The sequence below is a fragment of the Micromonospora sp. NPDC047620 genome (assembly GCF_043205005.1).
Classification (GTDB): domain Bacteria; phylum Actinomycetota; class Actinomycetes; order Mycobacteriales; family Micromonosporaceae; genus Micromonospora.
In genome coordinates, this window is the sequence record NZ_JBIDDG010000030.1 from 14,934 (window position 1) to 39,794 (window position 24,861).

Genomic DNA, 24,861 nt, shown 5'->3' on the forward strand with positions numbered 1-24,861 from the left:
CCGGTCGGTGTGGCCGCCGGTGCGGGTGAGTCGGATCCGTGCCCGCAGCCGGCCGTCACGCCGAGGACGGCGATGGCTGCCACCAGTGGATATCGATATCGCCTCATGGCGCTACTGACGCTACCGCAGGTGGGATGGTTCCATGCCTCGGCGGCGAGCCGGGGCGACCTTAATAAGCGTTAAGTCGCTTCTACTGAAGGTCTTTCATCTTCATCGATCTTTCGATATACGTGAATGCGTGTGACTGCCGTCACATGCCACCTCTGTGTTGGAGGACTCGTGAGAAGACCCATCGCAGTGGCCAGCGTCGCCCTACTCGTGGGTGCCCTGCTGACCAACGCCGCCACGTCAGCATCGGCGGCACCGCCCGCGGAGCCGGGTCCGGCCGGGACGGTGGCCCGGGCCGATCAGGCGCTGGGCCAGCACCTGGGGGTCGTCCGGGCTTCGGGCGCCGACCGGTTTGCCGTCTACAGTTCGAAGGTCGACGCTAATGGCGCCGCGCACGTGCGGTACACCCGCACCTACCAGGGTTTGCGCGTCCGTGGCGGGGACATCGTCATCCACACCGCGCCCGACGGCGGCTACGCGGGCAGTTCGGTCGGTCTGGTCGCCCCGTTGACGCTCGGCACCACGCCCAAGGTGTCGGCGGCGAAGGCGGCGAAGGCGGCCAAAGCACAGTTCCACGGGTCCTTGACCGCGGTCGGCGCGGCTGAGCTGTTTGTGGAGGCCTCCAGCGGCTACGGTCGGCTGGCGTGGGAGACGATGCTCGCCGGTTGGGCGCCGGACGGGCAGACCCCGTCCCGGCTGCACGTGATCAGTGACGCGGTGACCGGGAAGTTCATCGGCTCCTACGACGAGATCGAGATGGTGGACGGCACGGGCAACTCGGTCTACGCGGGCACCGTGTCGGTCTCGACGACCCAGTCGGGCAGTTCGTACCAGATGGTCGACCCGACGCACGGCAACGGCAACACGTGCGACATGAACAACGGCACGTCGACGTGCACGACCTTCACCGACGCGGACAACGTGTGGGGCAACGGGTCCCCGTCGAACGACCAGTCCGCCGCGGTGGATGCGCACTATGGCGCCGCGTTGACCTTCGACTACTTCAAGAACGTGCACGGGCGCAACGGCATCTTCGGTAACGGTCAGGGCGTCCCGTCGCGGGTGCACTACGGCAGCAACTACGTCAACGCGTTCTGGGACGGCTCCCAGATGACGTACGGCGACGGTGACGGTAACGCCAACCCGCTGGTCTCGATCGACGTGGCCGGGCACGAGATGAGCCACGGCGTCACGGAGAACGTCGTTCCCGGCGACCTGACCTACTCGGGCGAGTCGGGCGGCCTGAACGAGGCCACCAGCGACATCTTCGGCAACATGGTCGAGTTCTCCGCAGGCAACAGCAGCGACCCCGGCGACTACGACGTCGGTGAAGAGATCGACATCAACGGCGACGGGACCCCGTTGCGGTACATGTACAACCCGTCGCTGGACGGAGCCTCACACTCCTGCTGGTCGACCACCACCAAGAACATCGACGTGCACTACTCGTCCGGTGTGGCCAACCACTTCTACTTCATGCTGGCCGAAGGGAGCGGCGCCACGCCGTACGGCACCTCCCCGGTCTGCGGCACCGCGCCGGCGGTCACCGGCATCGGCCGGGCCAAGGCGGAGAAGATCTGGTTCCGCGCCCTGGACACCTACTTCACCTCCAACACCTCGTACGTCAACACCACCAACCCGGCCAACACCGCCCGCGCCTACACCCTCAGCGCGACGACCGACCTGTACGGCCTGTGCTCCACCGAGTACAAGACCGTCCAGGCCGCCTGGACCGCCGTCAACGTGGCCGGCAACGACCCGAGCTGTGCGGCCAACGACTTCACCGTGGCGGTCTCGCCGGCGGCGGCGTCGGTGGACCCGGGCAACTCGACCGCGACGACCGTGTCGACCACTCTGATCCGGGGCTCGGCCCAGACGGTGAACCTGTCCGCCTCTGGCCTGCCGGCCGGTGCCACCGCCGCGTTCAGCCCGTCCTCGATCACCTCAGACAGCGGCTCCTCGACCATGACGATCAGCACCTCGGCGTCGACCCCCAGTGGCGTCTACACCGTGACCGTCACCGGTACCGGCACCGAAGCCACCCGCACCGCCCCCTTCACGCTGACCGTCAACGGCCTGCCCGGCTGCTCTGGCAGTAACAACACCGACGTGGCGATCCCGGACAACTCCACGGTGGAGAGCGCGATTGTCATCTCCGGTTGTGCGGGCAACGCCTCGGCGACCAGCACGGTCGAGGTGCACATCGTCCACACCTACATCGGTGACCTTGTGGTCAACCTGGTCGCCCCGGACGGCACCACCTACCTGCTGCACAACCGGACCGGCAGCGGCACCGACAACATCGACCAGACCTACACCGTCAACCTCGCCGGTGAGGCCGCCAACGGCGCCTGGAAGCTACGGGTACAGGACGCCGCCAGCCTTGACAGCGGCCACGTCAACTCCTGGGCGCTGGACCTGGGCGGCGGCACCGTGCCGCCCGACTGCGGAGGGACGAACGACACCGACCTGACCATCCCCGACGTCTCCACAGTCGAGAGCAGCGTAACGGTGTCGGGTTGCACGGGTAACGCCTCCGCGACCAGCACCGTCGAGGTACACATCGTGCACACCTTCCGGGGTGACCTGGTCGTGCACTTGGTCGCCCCGGACGGCTCGGCCTACCTGCTGCGCAACGGCGGCGGCGGCAGCGCCGACAACCTCGATGAGACGTACACCGTCGACCTGTCGAGCGAAACGCGCAACGGGACCTGGAAGTTGCGGGTGCAGGACACCACCCGCCGCGACACCGGCCACATCAACTCCTGGACGCTGACCCTTTAACACAGCCGAGAACCGTTACCGCATGTGAAGTGTGTTCCGGTGCGCCGATCGGCGCACCGGAACACCCTCGCCTCCAGGCGCACAACGCAGAAGCCGTCCACGCCGGGGGGCTGCCTGCGCGTGTTTCCTGACCATTCATGAAGGAAAGCGTCATGAGACGAAGCAATGTCATCCAACGTGGTGTGCTGGCGGCGGTCGCCGTGTCAGCGCTGGCAATTTCTGGCGCGCCGGCCCCTGCGGTCGCACAGACCGGAGTCCCCGCGCCGGCCACGCTCTCGTCACCGGACCTCTCACTGGCGAACGTGAAGGCGCACCTCGACCAGTTCCAGACAATTGCCAACAACAACGGCGGCAACCGCAGTTCCCGGAGCACCGGCTACACCGGGTCGGTGAACTACGTCTACGACCGGCTTACCGCGGCCGGGTTCACCGTGGTCAAGCAACCATGCACATCGGGATGTACCAGCGGCTCCGGTCCGAACGTGATCGCCGACTGGCCCGGCGGCGACCCCGGCCAGGTCATCATGCTGGGCGCCCACCTCGATGGCGTCTCGGCCGGACCGGGCATCAACGACAACGCCTCCGGCTCGGCCACCATCCTCGAGATCGCGCTCACCCTGGCCGCACAGAACCCGACCATGCTCAAACACGTCCGGTTCGGCTGGTGGACCGACGAGGAGCAGGGCCTCAACGGGTCCGACTTCTACGTAGACCAGCTGCCTGCGGCGGAACGCGCGAAGATCCAGGCCTACTACAACTTCGACATGGTCGGCTCGATCAACGGCGGCTACTTCATCAACCGGATCACCAGCGAAGCCGGGCAGGTCCTGAAGGCCTACTACGACTCGATCGGTGTGGAAACCGAGGAGAACTACGAAGGCGCGGGCCGTTCCGATGACGCGTCGTTCAACGCGGCCGGCATCGAAACCAGTGGCGTGGCGGCGGGCGCCAGCTACCGGAAAACGGCGGAGCAGGTGGCGAAGTGGGGTGGCACTCAGTCCGCCTTCGACCCGTGCTACCACGCCTCCTGCGACACCACCGGCAACATCAGCGACACCATCCTGGACCGGGCTGGCGACGCGGCGACGTACGCGTTGTGGACCACCGCCGTCGCCGGTGACCCGGCTGACGTGGTTGTCGCCGACCCGGGCGACCAGTCGTCGGCGGTGGGTGTCGCGGTGTCCCTCGACACCTCCGCTTCCGGTGGTTCGGCGCCGTACTCATGGTCGGCGTCCGGATTGCCGGCCGGGTTGTCGATCGACGCGTCGACAGGGCGGATCACCGGTACCCCGACGACAGCTGGCACATCGACGGTGACGGTGACCGCGATCGACTCGGCAAGTCCACCTCGATCGGGGAGCGCCACGTTCACGTGGGCGGTGTACCCCACCAGCGGCGGCTGCTCCGGCGGCAACAACACCGACGTGGCGATCCCGGACAACTCCACCGCAGAAAGCACGATCATCATCTCCGGTTGTGCGGGCAACGCCTCGGCGACCAGCACGGTCGAGGTGCACATCGTCCACACCTACATCGGTGACCTTGTGGTCAACCTGGTCGCCCCGGACGGCACCACCTACCTGCTGCACAACCGGACCGGCAGCGGCACCGACAACATCGACCAGACCTACACCGTCAACCTCGCCGGTGAGGCCGCCAACGGCGCCTGGAAGCTACGGGTACAGGACGCCGCCAGCCTTGACAGCGGCCACGTCAACTCCTGGGCGCTGGACCTGGGCGGCGGCACCGTGCCGCCCGACTGCGGAGGGACGAACGACACCGACCTGACCATCCCCGACGTCTCCACAGTCGAGAGCAGCGTAACGGTGTCGGGTTGCACGGGTAACGCCTCCGCGACCAGCACCGTCGAGGTACACATCGTGCACACCTTCCGGGGTGACCTGGTCGTGCACTTGGTCGCCCCGGACGGCTCGGCCTACCTGCTGCGCAACGGCGGCGGCGGCAGCGCCGACAACCTCGATGAGACGTACACCGTCGACCTGTCGAGCGAAACGCGCAACGGGACCTGGAAGTTGCGGGTGCAGGACACCACCCGCCGCGACACCGGCCACATCAACTCCTGGACGCTGACCCTGTAACACCACCGCCGGTGCCCCGGTGCGTACAGCACGCATCGGGGCACCTGTGTACGCGGGAGCGCCAAGTTAACCCGGGTTCCGCATCTCGTAGGCAACGACGGGAGTGATCATGCCTGTGGCCAGCCTTGGTGCGCTCCGGCCCGCAAGGCCAGGGCCGTCGGCGGCGAAGAGGCCGGTTCCCCCACCTTCCGCGACCAAGGCTCCCGCCTGCCGATGCGTGAGGGTCGAGTCCGATTCTGCGCCGCCGGGCCACGCTGCGGACCGGCCAGTCGTGCAGCCGCGCTGTCCTCACCGGCGCCGCCCATGCCGCGCCGGTCCTCGACAAACACGGTCGGTCCCGGGATTGGGCACAGTACATCCGCCCGATGAGCTCGCCGGGTCCAGCTCCGTCGCGGTACGTCACGGGTACTCTGCCCCGGCCCAGGGGCCGGACCGTCTGAACGATGGGCGCCGTCATCCGGCGGAAGACGGGTGCGGGCCCAGGGGTTCGCGGTCAGTCCGCCTTCTGCAGCTCTTCGGCGAACATCACGAGAATGCCGCTGGGACCGCGGAGATAGGTGAGCTTGTAGACATCCTCGTACGTGGCGACGCCGCGGAGCGGGTGACAGCCATGCCTGGCGGCGACCTCGATGGCGGCGTCGATGTTGTCCACGGCAAAGCAGACGCGGTGCATGCCGATGGTGTTCGGTTGGACGGGCTCGGCCTCGATCGCGGCCGGGTGCACGTACTGGAACATCTCGATGCGACCGTTGCCGTCGGGCGTCTGGAGCACGGCGATGTCGGCGGTGTTGCCGTCCAGACCCACGGCGGTGTCAGCCCACTCGCCGCTGATCCGGGCGCGTCCGAGCACCGTCAGGCCGAGGTCGGTGAAGAAGGCGATAGCGGCTTCTAAGTCGCGGACGGCGATGCCGACGTTGTCGAGTCTGATGGACATGGGTGCTCTCCTATGTCAAGCCGCGGCCGGCACGAGGTGCCTGCCGTGATCGAAGGGCTGGGTTTCGACCGTGTTGAAAGACATGACGGGCGAGGCGTCGTGTGAGGCGGCGGAGGGCTTCCGTGCAGGTGTCGCCGGCGGCCAGGTGCTTGGCGTAGCAGGTCTTGGCGTATTCGCGACAGTGCGTTGTCAGTCCGTCGCCGACGACCCCGGGGGACCGGTCAGGACGGTGGGAACGAACTCCAAGAGCTGGAGCCTGCCGTCGAAGGTGCGCGAGTCGACCATCTGCAGCGCCACGTCCGGCCATCCGTCGTAGATCCGGTCCCTGCCGGTTACGCCGTTGACGACGGGGAACACCACCACCCGGTACCGGTCAACCAGCCCTGCTTTCAGCAGTGACCGGCACAGGCCGGGGCTGCCGATGGTGCGCAGCGGAAGCTGACCGTCCTGCTTCATCGACCGGACCACCTCCACGGCGTCCTGATCGACCAGCGTCGTGTTGGCCCAGCTCAGCGGGGCAGCCAAGGTGCGGGAGAACACGACCTTCGGGGTGGCCGCGAGCTCCTCGATTCCCTCCTGGCCGGACTCGGCGAAGCCGGCGAACAAGCGATACGTGTTCGCCCCCATCAGCAGGGTGTACTCACTCTTGGCGTCCTCGCCGAGCCACGCGAAGTACTCCGGGCCCCCCAGGCCCCACAAGCCCGGCCAGCCCTCGGCCGCACCGTATCCGTCCAGCGAGGTGATGTAGTCGACCATCAATGCCGGCATATCAATGCCTTCCGTTTCGTGCCTGCGGGTTTCTCAACAGCTTGACCTGTCAACGCCGCACGATTCATCGCGCCACGCCATCGCACCCCACGCCGGTCATGCGGGCCCCACCGCGCGTGGCCGCCCCGGGCGACCGTCGTGCTGCTAGACGTGACTGAAGTCGGCATCTGGGTACTCACCTCGTCGTCGCATCGGTAATCGGCGGTGGATTGGGCGCAGAGGGATCCGGTCGTGCTCCGCGCGATGCGTCAAGCTGGCGTACTCCTCGACATGGCACAGCATGACGGCAGCCATCGCGAGGAACATCAGCACGTGACCCGAGGTCAGAAACGCACCGGTGGACAGGAATCCGAGCCACAACAGTGGAAGCAGCAGCGACGGTGGCGGTGCCGCCCCCGACCAGCTGCGGGACCACGATCACGTCGGGCCCGGCCAGTGTCCGTGCGTCAAGCTCGGCGAAGGTCAGATCGGGCAGCAGGTCCAAGCCACCGGTCAACGTCACCGGGCGACGCTCGGCGGCCACGGTGTAGAGATTGAACCTGCCGGTGTCGGCCAGCACCTCATACGGAGCCAGCAGGTCGGCTACGTTAGCGCCTTGCACTCCGAGTACCAACGCCACGGTAGGCTTGGCCGGATCGTGCCGCGGCGGCGGCACCACCACACTTCCTAGTGCAGCGGCGCCAGCCTCGCGGGCCGGATACGTGGTGTCGCGGGCCCCGGCGATCCCGACCGCACCGACCGCGACCGGCGCCGCCAAACCCGCCACGAGCAGCGTCGCCACCAACCCAACCGACCGCCACCGCACCGCGGCACCCCCTTCCATCGCAGGTCTACTGCAGGCAGTCGTGCGATTTGCAACCTGACCCCCGGAACTGCGGTAACGCGGTCTCAGTTGCGTCACCTGTCCCTGCTGCGCGCTGGCCGCCTCGCAAGGGGGACGAGGACGAGCCTCACGGCGAGCCCGCGCCGCGGACAAGAGGCCAGGCGCGCCCTGGCACAAATCCTGGGAAACCCGTCCTGTTGGCCGCGGCCGAACCGCCTACGGTGGGTGCATGCGATCCCGTCACGTCGTCGTCGTGGCCTACGACGGATCCGAACTGGTGGACATCGCCTGCGTGACGACTGGCCTGTTCATCGCCACCCGCCTTGGTGCCGACCCTGGCTACGAGGTCACGCTCGCGACGCTGGGCGGACGGGAGGTCCGCTGCGACTCCGGTCTGCGTCTCAAGGCCCAGGCGCGGCTGGCGAGCCGGTTCGAGACCGTCGACACCCTCGTGGTCTCCGGTGGACTCGGCCACGAAGACGCTACCGCCGATGCACGTCTGGTCGGGCACGTGCGACGCCTGGCCGCTCAGTCACGCCGTGTCGCCTCCGTCTGCACCGGCGCCAGCGTCCTGGCAGCCGCCGGCCTGCTTGACGGCCGCCGCGCGACGACGCACTGGCTGTACGCCCGCCGCCTGGCCGCATGCTTCCCGCAGGTCCACGTCGCCCCCGTCCCGGTCTTCATCCGGGACGGTCACGTCGCGACCTCAGGCGGCGTCACCGCCGCGCTCGACCTCACTCTCGCGTTCATCGAGGAGGACCATGGCCACGAGCTGGCCCGACGAGTCGCTCTCGGCATGGTGACGTATCTGCAACGGCCCGGGAACCAGGCCCAGATGAGCATGTTCACGAGCGTCCCGAGGCCCGATGACCTGCTGATCAGGCGAACCATCGACCGCATCACCAGCAACCCGGGGGCCGACCTGCGTGCGACCACGCTGGCGGCCTGGGCCGGCGTCAGCGTCCGACAGCTCAACCGGCTCTTCCGCGACCAGTTGGGCGAGCCACCAGGGCGCACCGTCCGCCGGATCCGACTGGAAGTCGCCGCCCGGCTCCTGGCCGCGACCGACCTCCCGCTCGCGCAGGTCGCCAAGCAGTGCGCCTTCACCTCCGCAGAGACGATGCGCCAAGCCTTCGTTCAGCGGTACGGCGTGAGCCCCTCGCACTTCCGCACCACGCAGCGACGCGCCGCCACCTTCGATGTCTGCAACACGCGGGCCGGGAGCAGCGAAGCCTGAACACCTCGGTCTTCTCAGGGAGGTCACGCCGATTTACTGGTCGGCATCATCGCAGGTCACACCGCTTCTCTACGTCCGGCCTCGGCGAGCACTTCGGACGCGGTGACCACTTCGCCAAGCTGCACCCATCCTGCACCCACCTGTAAGGCCCGGGCGGTCGACACTCCTTACCACTCTGACCTGCTAAAACGAAAGTCCGCAGGTCGGGGCGGGTGCCGTTGAGTGCCGCTCGGTGCCGTTGGATGCGGTTCAACGCCGTCCAGCGCAGCCGGCTGCTCCCAAGCTGCTCCCGTTCCGGGGCCCCCAAGGACATGTCAGAGGTCGAATGCCTTGCGCTGTCCCGCAGGTCGTCCGCCGCGTGGAGCATGGTGGACTGGAGCCTCAGCCGGGTGCATTGCAACGAGTCTCCGGTCGCGTGCGGAAGCTGCTCCGGTGCTCCAAGTTGCTCCCGAATTTGGCGGTTGACTCGAGTGTCCGGGCGATCGGAGTGTCCTAATGGCCGACGTAGGGCCCGCCCAACCAGCGGATGTCGGCGGCGATCAACTGAACCTGTGGCGCCGCAGAGCATCGTTCGGCGATACTGCCGTGCTTGTAGAAGCGGGCTCGCTGCACCTCGAGGCGGCCGCTCCGTCATGGATGACGTACTACCTGGGGTGCCCATCGTCGTCGGGTCGAACGACTGCGTAGTGAACTTCGAGAGGAACAAGCAACACCGCCTGTCCGGTCGTACCACCACCGTGCCGCCGTCCTGCCACGCGCCGTTCTCGGCGTACCACTGGCTGCCCAATGGGTCGCCCTGGTTCTGGTGAATGTTGTGCATGCCCAGCCCGCTGGCGAACGGCTCGCGCCAGCCCAGTCCAGCCCCACCGCCACCCCGCCATCCTGCCCCCAGGCGACCTCTCCCCCGCCGGCGGCCAACCCCGCCCCCTCCATCCGGCCGGAGACCCGCCTCATCGATGACGTCGTACATCGGATGGAACCCGCGCCGTCAATGGCGCTAGCGGATGCTCGGCGTACCGGCCCGGAAGAACCCCGATACCGGTGGCGCCCTGATCTTGCATCGCCCCGAGACGCGGGCAGCAGGGCGTTGCCGGTGGGAACCGCCTTGCGGCGGTGCCGCGTTGTGGGCCATAGTCGTTCCATGATCTCGTACCGGAAGGGCGGCGACGCCCTGGCGCTGTGAGCGCCCCCGCGCGGCGCAACGACGCCGCGAAACCTCCACAGGCCGTTCGCAGCGGCAACCCTCACGACCTGTGGCAGCAGGCCATCCGGATCCGCCAGGAATGGCTCGACCACGCCCTGTCCACGCAGCCGGCTGACAAGTCGACCGCCGAACGCTGCCTGACCGCCATTTACGCTAGGGCATCGCGGCCCCGACCCCGGTTCGAATGGGTCGACTCGCCAGACGAGGCGCGCCCCCTGATCACTGGCTGGCCCACCCTCGATCAACTCTACGAGCGCATCCGGGACCCCCGGCCGCGCGGGACACCACCGATGGCAAGCGATCTCGCCATGATCACCTCTCAGCTACGCGGCGCGCTGAGCGGGGGCGTCACTCACACCGACCCCGAACTGTCACCCGTGCGTACGAGCAAGACCAAAGAACCATGGCCCGAACTGGCGCCGCCGCAGGCGCTCGACAGCGGCGTTCCGCTCGCTGTCGTGCTGCACCAAGGCGTACGCGCGGCATTGCACCGGAGCCTCGCGCACGGGTATTACCTTCCCGTGCGCGCGGCGCTGACCAGCGACGCTCCGGTACCCGTGTGCTGGTACGGGCAGCAGGACGCGTCCTGGATCGCCTACTACGACGTGCTGCATCGACTCGGCCTTGCCGTGTACGGGCCGGACGAGGCCGAACACCTCGACGCCTGGGTCGGCCTGGCCCGCTCCTGCGGCTGGTGGTGGCCCGGCGAGGACGTCTGCGTCGTGGTGGACCGGCCCCAAGCAATACGAACTGAGCAGGTCTCCGGAACAGCGCACGGCCAGATCCGACTGCAACCTCGCGGCGTGTGCTACCGCGACGGCTGGCAACCACTCCTGAGCATGTGACCTGAGTCGACAGCCGGCCGGGACGGGCACCCGCCCGTCCCGGCCAGTTCGCTCCATATCCTGCAAGCCTCAAGACTGAAGTCCAACGGGATAGCGATACCCGGCAGAGAGCCGGGTTGCGGTACGTTCCGCCTCGCCTGCTCGACCGCGACACCGTCCGCGCTGTGGCCACTGCGCTCGACGCGCTGGACGTGGAGGTGCTGCGCACCCGCTTCGACCCAGACGCCATGACCGCGTCATGCCGCACGGCATCGCCCTCGACCCCGCCGGTCGCCTAGCCGTGGGCGTGACCGCGCCATCTGAGGCTGCGGCTCGCCTTCCCGGCCACCGGGCGAGCGCTACGCCGCGTCATCGACGGACAAGCCTCCTAATGGCTATGGCAGACGAAATGGGCTCCACCGGGACGGCCATGGCTGGCCCACCACGGGCCGGCCTCGCTGAGAGCCAAGTAACGTTGCGTAAGGGCCAAGGCTGCTGGTGCTGCCGCACGGCGGTGCACGGATCTGCCGATGTCAGTGCGCGCTGCCGGCTACAGTCCGCATACAGGGCTGAGGCAACGTGCCTTCGCCCCGCGAGCAACCCCTACCCGGGCTGGGAGATCGACTCACGGTTGATGTAGGCGACCTGGGCGGCGAAGGCCAGCAGAGCCAACACGGTGCCGACGCCGATCGCGAACCCGGACGACAGCCCCGCGAGCCCGGTCAGCAGCGTGACCGCGAGCCCCACCAGCAGCGCGTTCACCGCGCCCACCATCGCCGCCGTAGTCAGCAACAGCTGCGACCGCCGGGGCACGTTACCGACCGCCGCCCAGGTCGCCCCCATGATGCCCACGCCTTGCACCGCGTCGGCGAAGAAGTCGTGCTCGCCGGCCAGCCGGCGGTGGTAGTACGCCCGGATGCGCTGGATCCGCGCGAGATCCAGCTCGTTCTCCGCCATGTTCTGCACCAGCCGCAGGAACGTAAGCAGTCCGGTGATCACCAGCGTCGGCAGCACCGCTCCAAGGTACGGCGGGACGAGCGCGGCGTTGCTGGCGACGAAACCGAGCCCGATCAGCGCGGCAGAGAGCATGGACAGGAAGACGGTCGCTCGGCCCACCGACTCCGTGACGGTCGCGCTGCGCGAAGTCTGAAGCACGAAATGCTCGGTGGTCAGGGCGGTGAGCAGAGCCTGCTCGCGTTCTCCGTCGTCCATGCACCCACCGTCCGTGGTTAAGCAGGGGTCATCCTCACGATACGAGCATCGAGGACGCACGGATCGGAAAACCGTTGCTCTATCCCCTGAGCTACGAGGGCGCGAGGGCCTAGTCTCGCGACCTGGGCGCTCACCTGGGGTGGCAGGGAGTGGCCCACGTTCACCAACGTTCCCCGGACCGCCGTTCTCGCAGCCCAGGGCCACACCCGGAGCACACGAACCCCGGTTCGCGACCGGCGGTCGGCCACAGTGACCCGCGTTGGCACGGGTTGACCCGGGTTAGCATTCGCTGGAGAGCACCCGCACATCATCGAAGATCATGATGTGCGCTCCCCCGGCCCGAGACCCGCCGGCCGGCAGGAGCGCGGCTCGACGGCAACCCTCCGCGAGCTTCGTTCGCTGGCTCAGGTCAAGACGCCGACGCAGGTTCAGCGTTCGGGATGAGTCCCGCACGACACTCAGCGCCCGGATCAGCCACGGGCTGCGCTGGACCCGCTTCCGCAGCTTGCCCTCCCGCGAGTCCCCCTGAGTGGGGATTTTTTGCTCAGGAGGTGCGCCACCACAGTCACAGGCCCTCGGCGCGCGTTACGGGTTCGGCAGGGCGGTGTGCGCCAGGCGGCGGCGAGTGCTGCCACGTCGGGGTATCGGTCGGCGGGTGTCGTGGTGGTGGCGCGTACGGCTACCTGTTGTTGCTCGCGGGAGCCGCGCCAGCCGTGTGGGGAGTCAAGGAGGTGGTGGATGGTTCGGCCGAGGGTGTAGACAGTACGCCGACGCTGGCCGTCGACGTGAAGGCTGTACACCGGTCGGCGGTGGCCGACGCGCTGTCGGTCCTCGGCTCACCCGCGCCGAAGACTGGGACGGACCTCGTCAGGCCGCTAGACCGCTGCTGATTTCAGAGGCGAGGCTTGCCGGGCACGCCGGTGGAACGCTTGGTCCACGGGGTTGCTGCGTCCGGCCTGTAGAGACGGCGACGCACCTTGATGCCTACGGCGGCGGTCCCCAACAGGTGTCCGCTCATGCCGATGAGCGGATGGACAGGCGGGTTCAGTGCGGCAATCTCCGATGTCGTATTCTGGCCGACTTTGATTCTTACGGAGGTTGAGTTGACCGAGTATCCGCCGGAAGTCACGCAGCGCTTCCACGGCACCCCCGAGCAGATGGCTACCGCTCTCGTGGGCGAGCCGCCAAGGAGGTGGGAGTCCATCGTCATCGAGGACTACGACCCGGTCTGGGCGGACCGATTCGCTGCTGCCAGCTCCTCGCTCCACGACGTTCTGGGTGACCTGATCATCGATGTTGAACATGTCGGGTCCACATCGGTGCCGGGCCTGGCAGCCAAGCCAGTCATTGATATCGACCTCCTCATCGCGGACACCGCGGACGAGTCCCGCTACATCCCCACCCTCGAAAGGCTCGGGTACCGGCTCGTTCTTCGAGAGCCGTGGTGGCACGGGCACCGGATGCTCGTCAACTCCGCGGAGGACATCAACCTTCACGTTTGGCCGCAGGCCGCTCCTGAACCGGTACGGCACCGGCTCTTTCGCGACTGGCTGCGCTCGCATTCCGAAGATCGGGAGCTGTACGCCTCAACCAAGCGGCGCCTTGCGCGGGACACCGCGCATCATCCCAGCGACTACAGCCTCGCGAAGAACGACGTCATCGATGCCATCTTCGCGCGCATCTTCGCAGCAACCGGCGAGGTGCCCGCATGATCACACTCGATACAGTGCGCTGATCTGCCGCGACTCGCGCGCCACCCACCGTTGCGGCGGACGTCGACACATGGACATGGTGCAATCAGGAACCGCGATCACGTGACCGCCACAGAGCCGCGGTTCGGAACGCGGGCGTACAGGGCATCGCGGCGGGCGCAGCGGTGAGATCCTGGGCGGCATGACAGACATCGACGCCAAGGCGAATCTCTATCGGTACCTGCGGGAGGCGCGCGAGGCGCTGCTCGGGAAGCTCGACGGGCTGTCGGAGTACGACGTACGGCGCCCGCTCGTGCCGACCGGGACGAACCTGCTCGGGCTGGTCAAGCACGTGGCCTTGGTGACCGCCGGGTATTTCGGCGAGGTGTTCGACCGCCCCTTTCCCGAACCCGTCGCGGGCTTGGACGAAGACGCCGAGCCGAACACGGACATGTGGGCCGCAGCCGACGAGTCCCGGGACGACATCATCGGCCTGTGGCACCGAGTCTGGGCACACGCGGACGCCACGATCGAGACACTCCCGATCGACGCGCCCGGCTCGGTGCGGTGGTGGCAACACACGCCGGTGACGCTGCACCTCATCCTCGTGCACGTGCTCGCCGAGCTGAACCGGCACGCTGGGCACGCCGACATCGTGCGCGAACTGGTCGACGGCCAGGTCGGCTGGCGGCGGCCCGGCGACAACGTGGTCGAGGGAGACAAGGCGTGGTGGGCCGCCTACCGCGAGAGGCTGGAATCCACCGCGCGCGAGTTCGCCTGAGGACGCGGTCTTCGCGTAACCCGCGGATGCCGTCCAAATCGTCCGAGAAACCGTTTGCATTCGGCCAGCGGCCGTCGCAGCCCGAAGCCAAGGTCACATGCACGGATTTGCCGCGATTCGCGCACCATGCAGCGTCACGAGGGGCTGCGCTGATCGATGTCCGGACATGCCGATAGCGGAATCTATCGAGGTACCTTGCGTGAGGGTTGCGACGACGTCCCTCGCAGAGGTTGCAGCGTTCAGAGGATGACATAGAAGCCGGCCGACAGCCATCCCAGAATCGCCGCCCCGTACAGCAGTTGGAGTGCCTCCGTCTTGGTCCAAGCTAGCCCGAGAGAGCGCGGCGTCTGAATACGCGCGTGCGGAAGGACGTTCGGCGCGGACTCCAGATCCTCTTGGCGCAGTCCGTAGAAGTCCCGTTCGAGAGTGGCCGCCCACTGCCGGAAGTGTCTGCAGTTCGCGATGTTCTTGCGTTCCCACCGATAGACGGCGAAGGTGACAAGTGCGGCGAAAGTACTCAACAGCACAATGGCGGTGTCGGGTATCTTCGCCCCAGGAGCCCGCATCAGCAGCACGATTCCCACACCGGTCACCAGCGGGACCGCCGCCAAGAGCTTGAGGCTGACGTCGTCCGTGGCCCTAATGTTGGCGCAGATCTCCTGATAGACATTGTTCAGGTCGCCTTGACCTGCCCAGTGCGGCCGGCGATCGGCTGCCACCTCGCGGGGTTGCTTCATGTGTTGCTCCTATCCAGAGACTGGCTGGCCCTCGACTCCGATAGTGGCGCAGTCACGCACGTCATCGGATGAGCCGCTTCGAAGTGGTCGCCTTGGTCGCACCGACCTCTCGCCAGACGTGGCGTCATTGTCGCCGAGCCTGCGTCACGAGCGCAGCGGTCCTCGATCGAGCCGAACGGCGTCGCTGTCAGCCCACGCAGCCGGCAAGCGTCACGCCGGGTCGCCGGCGTGCTGCGCCGGTTGTAGGCACGATGTGGCGGCGACATAAGCAACCCGTAGGAGACCCCGACATGCGGGAATTGGTCGCAGCCGAGTGGATGACCGTCGACGGGGCTGTCCAGGCCCTCGAATTCAAAACGTACGCCGGCTACCCATGCGGAAGGCGATCAGCGTGCGTGCCCCGACTTCGCAAAAGAGCCGGCCGGCCAGATCAACCTCTTCAGGTGCCACAGCCGCGAGCTGATCATGCGTAGCACGTGAACGAGGCCGCAGCCGAGGTGGGTTGTCGAATCGTGGCCGGCATCCTGATTGCCGCAGGCAACGCGCGGGATCGGCGCCAATCGCCGGTAAGCGCCAGCGCAGACTACGTTCGGTAGCCGGGAGCAGCGACAGTCAGCTCATGGTGGGCCAGTTATGGCCGGGCCATAACTGGCCCAACACGGGCCGGTCTCGCGGAGAGCCAAGTAACGGTGCGTAAGGGTCAAAGACTGCTGGTGCTGCCGCGCGACAGTGCGCGGATCGGGAAGAGGACGTCCTGTCGGGGCTACCCTTCCTTCGCTTGGTGTGAGCGCTAGATCTCCAGCCGCAGTCCGGCCCATCGGTCGAGCCATCCCTTGACCTCCACGCGGCGCTGTACCTTCGCGCGGCCCGCTGCGTTGTTGAAGGCTGGAGAGGGGCGGACAACCATTCCCACAAGGTCAGCCAGCCCATGGCAGGACACCAGGCGAACAGAGTCACCCCGTAGAGTGACCGCGACGCACGTTGCCGTTTCGGGCCAGCGCGATATCGCGTCCAAGGCGGACGTGTAGGGCTCGTCGCCATTGCGCAGATGCATCCGTGCTTGATTACGAATCTCCCACGGCACCCCAGGCAGGGCCACCATGGCTTGGGCTTCGGCGCGTGCGTCCTCGCGTTGGTCCAGCTTCTCCGGGTCGAAGTAGGCGACATCCACGTCGCGCTCTGGCGAGACCGGGAGGTTGCTGATCGCGTCCCAGACGCGGTTGCGTACGAAGCCGGCACCGATCCACCAGTCCGGTAGTCCAAGGTCGGCCGTAGCCCGAAGGACCCTCATTGCTCCCGGGTCTGACTCGATTACGCCCACAACGTCCTGCGCGCTCATGACCATCCCAGGGACCCTAGACCAGCGGACGTACGCACCGCTTGCGAGGCGGAAGCTGAGGGCAGAGCGAAGTCTGTCACCGACGCGCTTCGGCGCGATCACCACCGCAGACATCCGCTCATGCCGCCGTCCATACGTGCTGACCGGTCAAGAGCGGCCATATCGGCCATGGCGGATACGGCCCAAAGTACGGACTGCTGTCCATGTAACGGTGGATGTCCGGGGCAGCGGGAGTCAACGGAAATCTAGCCGAGTCATTTCCCTTCGTTCCTGACGTGCACATCGCCGCATGGTCGACCGCTAGTACTCCAGTCGTAGATCGCGACCTGACACGGCGTCATCCACGTTTGATCGGCTGACGAGAATGATGACGGCCGGGTGCATCGGCATGTTCCGGATCTACTGTCTGTCCAGCGGATGCCCCAGTTGGGTCGACTTCACGGCTGGGTGCGTCGCTCGGCGGCGTCGAACGCGGGCGCGAGCGGGGACAGGGCCGCGCGGAGCTGGTCGGGCAGTGAGCCGGAGGGCACGACCAGTCCTCCGGCGCCGAAACTCCCGGCGGCCCCTGCGTTCCCGGCCGGCCGAAGCCAGCCTTCCAACGCGATGCGAACCGCCGCGGCCACGCTCGCCGCGAGAACGCGGACTGTGTGCGCTCCGGCGTCACCTAGGCGTTCAGCGATCACCGCCGCGAGAGGGGGCTCGATGTCGGCGGTGGTATCGAGGAACGCGTCGCGCAGCGTGGTCCGGGTGGTGATCAGCAGCAGCGCCTCGTGTTCGCGCTCGCCGGTGTTCGTGTACTGCTCGACCACTGCTTCGGTGACGGCGTCAGCCAGGCGCACTCCTGCGGGCCGGGCCGCGACCGCCGCCGCGATCCGCGCTTCCCGGTCCGCGGTAACAGCGGCGACGATCGCCTGCTCGCGGCTGGCGAAGTAGTTGTTGTAGGTGCGCGGCGAGACCCCGGCCGCCTCAGCGATGTCCTCGACTCGCACCTGGTCCGGTCCGCGCTCCACGGCCAGCCGCAGGGCCGCCTCGCGTAGCGCCTCGCGCGTGGCCTGCTTCTTCCGCTCCCGCAGCCCTGGTGGTGTCGTCACGGTGTCAGCATTCCACACAGAGATGCGTGCACGCAAACTTGCGCGCACGCACTTTTCCTGTCAGCCTCGACCCGACCGAGACCGACAGAGAGGACGTCACCATGCGAGCAAGAGGAATGACCTACGACACCGGATTCGTCGTACACGGCCAGATATCCCGCGAGCACTTCGACCCAGAGGTCGTCCGGCGCGAGCTCGCCATCATCCGCGACGACCTGCACTGCAACGCGATCCAGATCATCGGCGGCGACCCGGACCGACTGGAGCTGGCCGCCGGCGCCGCCGCCGAGCTCGGGCTGGAGGTCTGGTTCTCGCCCTATCCGCTGGAGCTGGACCCGGAGCAGATCCTCACGCTCTTCCGCGACTGCGCCGAGCGGGCGGAGCGGCTCCGGCGTAATGGGGCCGAGGTCGTGTTCGTCGCAGGTGTAGAGCTGAGCGTGATGAGCCGCGGGTTCCTGCCCGGAGAGAGCCCCGAGGATCGGGTCGAGCAGCTGATGCGCCAACCCGAACAGCGGGCCGAAGCGATGCGCGAGCTCGGCGTGCGCATCAACGCATTCCTCCGCGACGCCGCGGCCACGGTCCGCGAGCGCTTCCAGGGCAAGCTCACCTACGCATCCATCCAGTTCGAGCAGGTCGACTGGACTCCCTTCGACTTCGTGACGTTCGAGCTGATCCGCTCCGCCGAGGTCGCCGACCGGTTCCGGGACGCGGTGCGCACCCTGGCCCAAGGCCCGAAGCCGCTCGCCATCACCGGGTTCGGCACCGCGGCCTACCGCGGCGCGGGAGACCGCGGTGGGCGGGTGCTGGAGGTGGTCGAGTACGACCCAGAGACCAAGGCCCCTGTACGGCTGGACGGCATATACGAGCGTGACGAGGCCGGCCAGGCCGCATATCTGAGCGAACTGCTGGAGATCTTCGAGACCGAGGGCGTGAACAGCGCATTCGTGTTCTTGTTCGCCTTGCCTGGCTACCCGCACCGCCCGGACGGCGACCCCAGGGACGATCTGGACCGGGCCGGCCTGGGCATCGTCAAACTCCTCGAAGGGCGCCGGGGGCAGACCTACCCCGACATGGAATGGGAACCCAAGGCTGCCTTCGCGGCAGTGGCGCAGCGGTATCGGAGGTGACAGGCCCCGCGCACAGTGACCACGGCTCGGGATCTGCACTGCGCCGCAGTGCAGATCCCGAGCAGATGGAAGCGGTATTCGCCGAACTCGCCGCAGACCTCGCGCCGGTCTACCGCCGCCGCGACCTGCGGGCCAACGGCGTGTTGTACCTGCGCGGGTTACTGATGCCGGGCGTTGCGGGCAACTGCTGGTCGATCGCGGAGGCAGTCGGCCTGGACCGGCCGTATCGCCTGCACCACCTGCTCGAACGCGCCTGCTGGGAGGAGGACGCCAGGATGCAGCGATTTCACCCTGCTCGTCGTCACCGGACCAGGCCGCGGCCGTCTGGTCGAGGTCAACGCCGAGGGCTTCTTCGCGCCTCACTTCCACACCGACCCGGACTTCCTCGCCTGGTATGAGCGTTGGTTGGACTTCACCCTGGCCGGACATCGTGATCTGACCTGGTTCGCAGACCAGATGGCCGGTGACGAAGCAGCGCTCGTGGCCACGCTGCTGAACGACGCACTCGCAACGCGACGGCGTGCTGCCGCGTGCACGTTCATCACACACCCAGCGCCAAGTGCATCGCTCCCCGATGTCCTGGCACAGGCGCTGTCGACGGAACCGCACCCGGCCGTCAGGGAGGCGATCTTGCGCGCTCTGTCTGCCCAAGGCGAGCACGGCCGCGCTCGCCTGCCCGCAGCACTCGCAGATCCGGTACCCGATGTTCGATCTCTCGCGGCCATCCTCATGACCACGAACACCCGCAGGGAGGACGGCTGAGCCGCCAGCTACGTCAGACCCTCGGCAATCATCTGAGAGTGGAGGCAGACCACTCGGTGCGTGACACCATCCAGAGGATGCTCGACCACTCGCACTGATCCACACGATCCCGCGGGTCCACGGCCGTCGCGGCCGACCCCGTCGGAGACTCGGCGGACTGTTCGCCGACCGCCCCTACAACCCCTTGCCGCAAGACTCCAACGGCGGCATCGGCGTGGACGGGCCGTAGATGGGGCCGGTTGCTTCGCCTCCCGGGCATTGCGCAGCGATGAGGGCGGCTGCGGCTACGGCCTTCGGGATATGCCACATGTTGACGTCGTTGTTGGCCGTGACCACACGGCCGAGCACCCTGCCGACCATCTCGATGCGTGCGTCCGCCGTCACGGCGTCCAACTCGCCAGCGAAGTCCGCGGCGGCGTCGTCGTTGTCGAAGGGGCCTACGTCCAGAAGCCCAGAGCCGCCACCCCCAACTGACACTCTCGCGGTCTTCGGCCAGCTCGGTGCTGGTCGTCAACCCGCACGCTTCTCGGCACGTCCGGATGCATACACCCGCGAGCTGGTTACCTTGCGTGACGGGCGCTTCGCGGCAGATCCATGCGTTTCTCACCGTCACCTTGCCGGCGCTTCGGGCCGTTGGTGGTCTCCGAGCGCTCGACGAGGCTGAGTAGCGCCGGATGGGGGTACGGCTCTGAGTCGCGATCTCCTACCGGCCGGTGGCACCGTCGATATGCTCTCGCAGGATGTCGGCGTGACCGGCATGCCGGATGGTCTCGCTCGTCATGTGGGCGAGCACCCAGCGAAGCGTACGAGGCGTGTCACCGACCGGCTGCGCGGTGAGGACGTCGGGGCCAGCGGCTGCGATGATGTGGGCGTCGCTGTCTGCGATCGCGGTCCGGTAGCCGGCAATGATCTGATCCGGGGACCGGTCCGGCTCGACCACCATGTCGAAGTCGACGTCGGCGTAGCGCGGGTCGCCGGCGAACGTGTAGCCGAACCAGTATCGTTCGGCGTCGGTCAGGTGCTGGACCAGGCCCAGCAGTGTGGTGTCGGAGACGACCAGGCGGCGCCGCAGCTGTTCCTCGTTCAAGCCCGCGACCTTCTTCAGCACGCATGACCGAGCGAAGGACAAGAAGGCGAGGGTGGTGTCGAGCTCGCCACCGTCGTTGCGCGGCACGGCTTCGCGTTGGGATTCGATCATGTGCTGACCTTAAGTACTGCCATCCGGGAGAGACAGGCGGGGACGTCATCCGAGCGGTACCGACCAGACGCCCGCTCATCGGCGCCCCCGGATGCAGGCACCCGCGATCCGGCTACCTTTTGTGGCGAGCGCTTCGCGGCAGATCCGGATGCTGCTGTTGCGCTGGTGGACGGGGGCAGCGGCATCACCCGACCTCCCGGATCGAACAATGATCTGCATCCGCGAAACCCGGTGTGGCATGCACTTCCGGTGCAAGGAGGATCGAGCTAGTCCTCGATGCTGTCACCGGCCGGTGTGCCCCCGTTGACCGGTTCGAGCACGAAGACCGGGATCTGGCGGTCGGTCTTGCGCTGGTAGTCGGCAAAGTCCGGGTACGCGTCCACCGCGCGGCGCCACCAGTAGGCCTTCTCGTCCCCGAACACCTCGCGCGCCTGGTACTGCCGGGTCACCGCGCCGTCCTGAAGCTCAATGACCGGCTCGGCGACCAGGCTGGCGTACCACTGCGGGTTGGTCGGCGCGCCACCCTTGGACGCGACAGCCGCATAGCGGCCCTCGTGCTCGACACGCATCACCGGCGTCTTGCGAACCTTGCCGGTCTTGGCGCCCCGGTAGGTCATCAGCACGGTGGGCCGGCCACTGATCGTGACGCCGTCGGTCGTGCCGGTGCGCACGATCTGCTCGACGTGCTCGCGGACCCACTCCGACGCGCTCGGTTCATAATCACCAGTCAACGCCCTGCCCTGATCAGCGTGCCTGGTCCGTTGCGATTCTGCGGCTGGACCTGGCCGGCGGCCGTGTGGCTGGCGGGGGCGCCTGGTATCCACGTTGCGGGTCAAGGTCATGAGGATGCCGGGTAGTTCTGCCACCATTTCGGCGGGCAGGCCGGTCACGGTCTCCTCCGCCAGGGCGCACCACAGCTGCTTGACCTGGTCGGCTAGAGCTTTGCCGCTGTCGGTGAGTTCGACGATGCTGGCGCGCTTGTCGGAGGGTGCGGGCGTACGGCGGAGATGGCCGGAGGCTTCGAGCTTGCGGGTCATGAGCGTAACGCTGGGCGGCTCGCAGCCGAGCGCGTCGCTGAGCTGGGCCTGGATCATCGGGCCGGTCCGGGCGAGCTCGAGCAGAAGCGCCTCCTGTCCGGGGTGCAGGCCGAGCGGGGCCAGCAGCGCGGCGGCCCTGGCCCGGTGACGCAGGCTCAGCAGGCGGATGGCCTGGTTCAGGGTGTCGGCGTGCTCGAAGTCCATGGGCTCTCCTTGACAGGTTAGTTACGCGCATAACATTATGCGCGTAACTAATTCTAGCAACACCGAGGAGCCGGACATGACCGTTAAGGTCGCTGTCATCTACTACAGCGCGACAGGCGCTGTGCACACGCTCGCGCAGGCGGTCGCCGAGGGCGCCGCCTCGGCCGGGGCCGAGGTGCGGCTGCGGCGGGTCGCCGAGCTGGCGCCCGACAGCGCGATCGACCAGAACCCGCGGTGGCGGCGGCACGCCGACGCGAGCACGTCAATTGCCCAGGCCTCACTTGAGGACCCGGCGTGGGCCGACGCGTACGCGTTCGGGACGCCGACGCGGTTCGGCACGCCAGCCGCGCAGCTCAAGCAGTTCATCGACCAGGCCGGCGGGCTGTGGCAGGAGGGGAAGCTGGCCAACAAGCCGGTGACGTCCTTCACCTCAGCGTTCAACCGGCACGGCGGCAGCGAGGCCACGATCCTGTCGCTGGCCAACGTCTTCTACCACTGGGGGGCGCTCATCGTCCCGCCCGGGTTCACCGATCCGGTCGTGTACGCCGCCGGTGGCAACCCCTACGGCACGTCGCATGTGACCAGCCCGAACGGAGACGGGCCCGATGCCGCAGCGCTGGAAGCGGCCAGGTACCAAGGGCGGCGGCTGGCCCAGATCACGATCCGGCTGCTAGGGGGCGGCCTCGTCACCGACCCCTCCGAGGGCGAGGGGAACTCCCGCGCAGCCCTGGCCGCAACCACCTCTCAAAGCGCGTGAGCGGCGAGTCGGGAGAGGAGAAGTCATGACAAGCACCAGCACCGCAACTGAGCGGGCCAGGCCACACGCCGGCCCTGCCTGGTTGGTCCTGTCACTGGCGTGCGCCTGCCAGTTCATGGTGATCCTGGACGCGTCCATCGTGAATGTCGCCCTACCCTCGATCGAGCGGGAGCTCGGCTTCACAGCCACCGGCCTGGCCTGGGTGGTGAACGGCTACCTGCTTACCTTCGCCGGCTTCATGCTGCTCGGTGGCCGCGCCGCTGACCTGTTCGGCCATCGCCAGATACTCATCGCCGGGCTCGTCGTGTTCTCCGCCTCGAGTCTGGTCGGTGGCCTGGCCACCGCTGCGGAAGTCCTGGTGGCGGCTCGCATGGCGCAGGGCGTGGGAGCCGCCATGCTGGCCCCGGCAACGCTGGCCGTGATCAACACCAACTTCACCGAGGCGCACGCGCGGGCCCGGGCGTTCGGCGCATGGTCCGCCTCGGGCGGTGTGGGCGGGATGGCCGGCGCGATCACGGGCGGTGCCATCACCACCGGCCTGTCGTGGCGGTGGATATTCCTCATCAACGTGCCGATCGGCGCGGTGCTGATCGCAGTGGCCATGATGTCGTTGGCCAGCACGCGAGCCGGCCGGCGGGCATCGCTCGACCTCACTGGCGCGGTCACGGGAACGGCGGGGCTCGCCGCGCTGATCTACGGGGTCATGCAGAGCACCGATCATGGCTGGACGTCCGTGCAGGTCGCCGGACCAATCGTGGCGGGCCTGCTCCTGCTCGTCGCCTTCACCGTGGTGGAGGCGCGTTTCGCCACCCAGCCAATGATGCCCCTGCGGCTGTTCAGCATCCGGGGGGTGGCCGTCGGCAACGTCATGCTGCTGCTGCTCGGAGGGATCGCCATCGCGATGTGGTACTTCACGTCGCTGTTCCTGCAGAACGCACTCGGCTACAGCGCGCTGCAAACCGGGCTCGGGCAGACACCCGCGGCGGTGACGTTCGTGGTGATCGCGCGAATGGCCGCCACCCTGCTGCCGCGAACCGATGTGCGCCCTCTGGTGCTGGCCGGGTGCGCCTGCCTCGCAGCCGGCTTCGGCTGGCTCGCCCAGGCCCACGCCGACAGCGGCTACGTCACCAGCGTGCTCGGGCCCACGCTGCTCATCGCGGTCGGCATCGGACTGACCTTCCCCACCCTCATGGCCGCAGCGACCGCCGACGTTCCCGAGGGCGACGCGGGGACCATCGGCGGCCTGGCCAACACCGCCAGTCAGGTAGGCGGATCGGTCAGCCTGGCGGTGTTCGCGACGGCCGCTAGCGCCAGAGCCGCGACGGAGGCCGGCGGGAGTTCCCCGGCCGCCCTCGCCGCCGGCTACGACCTGGTCTTCCTCATGGCGGTCGGGCTCGGCCTGGCCATCGCGGCGGTCAGCTTGCTGCTGCCGAAGCACTGGCGCGGCTGACCGCCGGCGACGCCGCGTGTTCACTCGCCGCGCCCCTGTGTCCGCATCCGACAGAGGTGCGGCGAGCGACCTCACGTGGCGGCGCATTTGAACCGTCCTGGGTAATTCCAACCCCTATTGAAGAACGGACCATGCCCGGTCAGTTCCCGCCGAGTTTCGCCAGCACGCGTTGCGGCTGCTGGGCGAGTCCCGGGAGAACCACGAATCGGAGTACGAGGCGATCAAGGCGTAGCGCCGAGGCGGGGAATCGCGGCAGGGTCGCTGCGTCGTTGGCAGCGCCGGGCGGAGGTAAATGCCGGGAAGCGTCCCACCAGGCCCATTGAGCAGGCATCAGACCCACTTGAGCCGTCGCATCAAATGGGGCTTGACCCCTGATCCTGAACACGGGGTTTATGCGGCCGGGGCCAGCGTAGCCGGCGCTGACCGGGTGTTGTTCTCGTAGGTGATCGGTGACTGCTGTCCGAGCCGGGAGTGGCGGCGGAGGGTGTTGTAGCGGTGCAGCCAGCGGAACGCGGTCAGTCGTGCTTCGCGTTCGTTGGTGAAGGCGCGGCGGCCCTGGAGAGTTTCGCGTTTGAAGGTGGCGTTGAACGACTCCGCGGCGGCGTTGTCGGCGGAGCTACCGACCGCGCTCATCGACTGCCGGACGCCTGCCGTGGTGCAGGCCTCGGCGAAGGCCCGAGACGTGTACTGCCCG

General features: G+C 67.7%; 22 protein-coding genes and 1 pseudogene. 11 read left to right on the forward strand and 12 right to left on the reverse strand.

The annotated features are described in order from the left end of the window. Positions 1-279: 279 nt before the first annotated feature. Together ACGF5C_RS27915 and ACGF5C_RS27920 are read left to right on the forward strand one after the other, a co-directional pair. A complete protein-coding gene (locus tag ACGF5C_RS27915; RefSeq protein ID WP_393306324.1) occupies positions 280-2,892 on the forward strand; it encodes a proprotein convertase P-domain-containing protein in 2,613 nt (870 codons plus the stop codon). A 152-nt stretch (positions 2,893-3,044) separates the two neighbouring features. Further along, the gene (locus tag ACGF5C_RS27920) at positions 3,045-4,991 is read left to right on the forward strand and encodes a M28 family peptidase (protein WP_393306326.1); all 1,947 of its coding nucleotides are present in this window, start codon (positions 3,045-3,047) and stop codon (positions 4,989-4,991) included. Between the two features lie 493 nt (positions 4,992-5,484). Here ACGF5C_RS27920 and ACGF5C_RS27925 read toward each other — a convergent pair whose 3' ends face one another. From ACGF5C_RS27925 to ACGF5C_RS27935, 3 genes are all read right to left on the reverse strand, one after another. Continuing rightward, positions 5,485-5,925 carry a VOC family protein gene (locus ACGF5C_RS27925; protein ID WP_393306328.1) on the reverse strand — a complete coding sequence of 147 codons (441 nt, stop codon included), beginning with the start codon at positions 5,923-5,925 and terminating at the stop codon, positions 5,485-5,487. A 189-nt stretch (positions 5,926-6,114) separates the two neighbouring features. After that, positions 6,115-6,681 (reverse strand): dihydrofolate reductase family protein, encoded by a 567-nt coding sequence (locus ACGF5C_RS27930; RefSeq protein WP_393306330.1) that lies wholly within the window; start codon positions 6,679-6,681, stop codon positions 6,115-6,117. A 187-nt stretch (positions 6,682-6,868) separates the two neighbouring features. Next, positions 6,869-7,474, reverse strand: coding sequence for a hypothetical protein (locus tag ACGF5C_RS27935; protein WP_393306332.1), 606 nt, complete (start codon positions 7,472-7,474; stop codon positions 6,869-6,871). A gap of 295 nt (positions 7,475-7,769) precedes the next feature. On the opposite strand from ACGF5C_RS27935, the gene ACGF5C_RS27940 reads away from it, so the two are divergent. Beyond that, positions 7,770-8,753 (forward strand): GlxA family transcriptional regulator, encoded by a 984-nt coding sequence (locus ACGF5C_RS27940; protein ID WP_393306334.1) that lies wholly within the window; start codon positions 7,770-7,772, stop codon positions 8,751-8,753. A 46-nt stretch (positions 8,754-8,799) separates the two neighbouring features. On the opposite strand, the gene ACGF5C_RS27945 is transcribed toward ACGF5C_RS27940, so the two are convergent. Continuing rightward, positions 8,800-9,723, reverse strand: coding sequence for a DUF2278 family protein (locus tag ACGF5C_RS27945; RefSeq protein ID WP_393306336.1), 924 nt, complete (start codon positions 9,721-9,723; stop codon positions 8,800-8,802). A 209-nt stretch (positions 9,724-9,932) separates the two neighbouring features. Here ACGF5C_RS27945 and ACGF5C_RS27950 point away from each other — a divergent pair, with 209 nt between their 5' ends. Both ACGF5C_RS27950 and ACGF5C_RS27955 read left to right on the forward strand, forming a co-directional pair. Further along, positions 9,933-10,802: a DUF6745 domain-containing protein gene (locus ACGF5C_RS27950; RefSeq protein ID WP_393306338.1), complete on the forward strand. Its 870-nt coding sequence runs from the start codon at positions 9,933-9,935 to the stop codon at positions 10,800-10,802. A 116-nt stretch (positions 10,803-10,918) separates the two neighbouring features. Further along, positions 10,919-11,080: a DUF1877 family protein gene (locus ACGF5C_RS27955; protein ID WP_393306340.1), complete on the forward strand. Its 162-nt coding sequence runs from the start codon at positions 10,919-10,921 to the stop codon at positions 11,078-11,080. A 304-nt stretch (positions 11,081-11,384) separates the two neighbouring features. On the opposite strand, the gene ACGF5C_RS27960 is transcribed toward ACGF5C_RS27955, so the two are convergent. Then, positions 11,385-11,993, reverse strand: coding sequence for a hypothetical protein (locus tag ACGF5C_RS27960; RefSeq protein WP_393306342.1), 609 nt, complete (start codon positions 11,991-11,993; stop codon positions 11,385-11,387). Between the two features lie 1,103 nt (positions 11,994-13,096). On the opposite strand from ACGF5C_RS27960, the gene ACGF5C_RS27965 reads away from it, so the two are divergent. Then, positions 13,097-13,705, forward strand: a complete 609-nt coding sequence (locus tag ACGF5C_RS27965) for a GrpB family protein (RefSeq protein ID WP_393306343.1) — start codon at positions 13,097-13,099, stop codon at positions 13,703-13,705. A 181-nt stretch (positions 13,706-13,886) separates the two neighbouring features. Beyond that, positions 13,887-14,465: a DinB family protein gene (locus ACGF5C_RS27970; protein ID WP_393306345.1), complete on the forward strand. Its 579-nt coding sequence runs from the start codon at positions 13,887-13,889 to the stop codon at positions 14,463-14,465. Positions 14,466-14,704: 239 nt separating this feature from the next. Here ACGF5C_RS27970 and ACGF5C_RS27975 read toward each other — a convergent pair whose 3' ends face one another. The 3 genes from ACGF5C_RS27975 to ACGF5C_RS27985 form a co-directional block, all read right to left on the reverse strand. Then, entirely contained in the window at positions 14,705-15,202 is a 498-nt protein-coding gene (locus tag ACGF5C_RS27975) for a hypothetical protein (protein WP_393306347.1), read from the reverse strand. 790 nt (positions 15,203-15,992) lie between these two features. Next, the gene (locus ACGF5C_RS27980; protein WP_393306349.1) at positions 15,993-16,541 is read right to left on the reverse strand and encodes a nucleotidyltransferase family protein; all 549 of its coding nucleotides are present in this window, start codon (positions 16,539-16,541) and stop codon (positions 15,993-15,995) included. A 437-nt stretch (positions 16,542-16,978) separates the two neighbouring features. Beyond that, positions 16,979-17,632, reverse strand: a complete 654-nt coding sequence (locus ACGF5C_RS27985; protein ID WP_393306351.1) for a TetR/AcrR family transcriptional regulator — start codon at positions 17,630-17,632, stop codon at positions 16,979-16,981. Positions 17,633-17,748: 116 nt separating this feature from the next. On the opposite strand from ACGF5C_RS27985, the gene ACGF5C_RS27990 reads away from it, so the two are divergent. Together ACGF5C_RS27990 and ACGF5C_RS27995 are read left to right on the forward strand one after the other, a co-directional pair. Then, positions 17,749-18,759, forward strand: coding sequence for a hypothetical protein (locus tag ACGF5C_RS27990; protein ID WP_393306353.1), 1,011 nt, complete (start codon positions 17,749-17,751; stop codon positions 18,757-18,759). A 405-nt stretch (positions 18,760-19,164) separates the two neighbouring features. Then, the gene (locus ACGF5C_RS27995; RefSeq protein ID WP_393306355.1) at positions 19,165-19,521 is read left to right on the forward strand and encodes a hypothetical protein; all 357 of its coding nucleotides are present in this window, start codon (positions 19,165-19,167) and stop codon (positions 19,519-19,521) included. 174 nt (positions 19,522-19,695) lie between these two features. On the opposite strand, the gene ACGF5C_RS28000 is transcribed toward ACGF5C_RS27995, so the two are convergent. From ACGF5C_RS28000 to ACGF5C_RS28010, 3 genes are all read right to left on the reverse strand, one after another. Then, positions 19,696-19,998, reverse strand: coding sequence for a DUF4259 domain-containing protein (locus ACGF5C_RS28000; protein WP_393306357.1), 303 nt, complete (start codon positions 19,996-19,998; stop codon positions 19,696-19,698). Between the two features lie 226 nt (positions 19,999-20,224). Beyond that, a complete protein-coding gene (locus ACGF5C_RS28005; RefSeq protein WP_393306360.1) occupies positions 20,225-20,719 on the reverse strand; it encodes a DinB family protein in 495 nt (164 codons plus the stop codon). Positions 20,720-20,985: 266 nt separating this feature from the next. Next, entirely contained in the window at positions 20,986-21,960 is a 975-nt protein-coding gene (locus ACGF5C_RS28010; protein WP_393306362.1) for a nitroreductase/quinone reductase family protein, read from the reverse strand. Positions 21,961-22,036: 76 nt separating this feature from the next. Here ACGF5C_RS28010 and wrbA point away from each other — a divergent pair, with 76 nt between their 5' ends. Together wrbA and ACGF5C_RS28020 are read left to right on the forward strand one after the other, a co-directional pair. Further along, entirely contained in the window at positions 22,037-22,717 is a 681-nt protein-coding gene (gene wrbA / locus ACGF5C_RS28015; protein ID WP_393306364.1) for an NAD(P)H:quinone oxidoreductase, read from the forward strand. 25 nt (positions 22,718-22,742) lie between these two features. After that, on the forward strand, positions 22,743-24,167 hold the full coding sequence (locus ACGF5C_RS28020; RefSeq protein WP_393306366.1) for an MFS transporter: 1,425 nt from the start codon (positions 22,743-22,745) through the stop codon (positions 24,165-24,167). Positions 24,168-24,557: 390 nt separating this feature from the next. Here the strand turns inward: ACGF5C_RS28020 and ACGF5C_RS28025 are convergent. Beyond that, positions 24,558-24,857: pseudogene (locus ACGF5C_RS28025) on the reverse strand (transposase); the annotation flags it as partial. Positions 24,858-24,861: the final 4 nt, after the last annotated feature.

Bases quoted from the DNA above. Each gene is read 5' to 3' on its own strand.
- ACGF5C_RS27920 (WP_393306326.1), top strand. From the start codon at position 3,045: ATGAGACGAAGCAATGTCATCCAACGTGGTGTGCTGGCGGCGGTCGCC.
- ACGF5C_RS27925 (WP_393306328.1), bottom strand. From the start codon at position 5,925: ATGTCCATCAGACTCGACAACGTCGGCATCGCCGTCCGCGACTTAGAA.
- ACGF5C_RS27930 (WP_393306330.1), bottom strand. From the start codon at position 6,681: ATGGTCGACTACATCACCTCGCTGGACGGATACGGTGCGGCCGAGGGC.
- ACGF5C_RS27945 (WP_393306336.1), bottom strand. From the start codon at position 9,723: ATGTACGACGTCATCGATGAGGCGGGTCTCCGGCCGGATGGAGGGGGC.
- ACGF5C_RS27960 (WP_393306342.1), bottom strand. From the start codon at position 11,993: ATGGACGACGGAGAACGCGAGCAGGCTCTGCTCACCGCCCTGACCACC.
- ACGF5C_RS27970 (WP_393306345.1), top strand. From the start codon at position 13,887: ATGACAGACATCGACGCCAAGGCGAATCTCTATCGGTACCTGCGGGAG.
- ACGF5C_RS27975 (WP_393306347.1), bottom strand. From the start codon at position 15,202: ATGAAGCAACCCCGCGAGGTGGCAGCCGATCGCCGGCCGCACTGGGCA.
- ACGF5C_RS27980 (WP_393306349.1), bottom strand. From the start codon at position 16,541: ATGAGCGCGCAGGACGTTGTGGGCGTAATCGAGTCAGACCCGGGAGCA.
- ACGF5C_RS27990 (WP_393306353.1), top strand. From the start codon at position 17,749: ATGACCTACGACACCGGATTCGTCGTACACGGCCAGATATCCCGCGAG.
- ACGF5C_RS28005 (WP_393306360.1), bottom strand. From the start codon at position 20,719: ATGATCGAATCCCAACGCGAAGCCGTGCCGCGCAACGACGGTGGCGAG.
- ACGF5C_RS28010 (WP_393306362.1), bottom strand. From the start codon at position 21,960: ATGGACTTCGAGCACGCCGACACCCTGAACCAGGCCATCCGCCTGCTG.
- wrbA (WP_393306364.1), top strand. From the start codon at position 22,037: ATGACCGTTAAGGTCGCTGTCATCTACTACAGCGCGACAGGCGCTGTG.
- ACGF5C_RS28020 (WP_393306366.1), top strand. From the start codon at position 22,743: ATGACAAGCACCAGCACCGCAACTGAGCGGGCCAGGCCACACGCCGGC.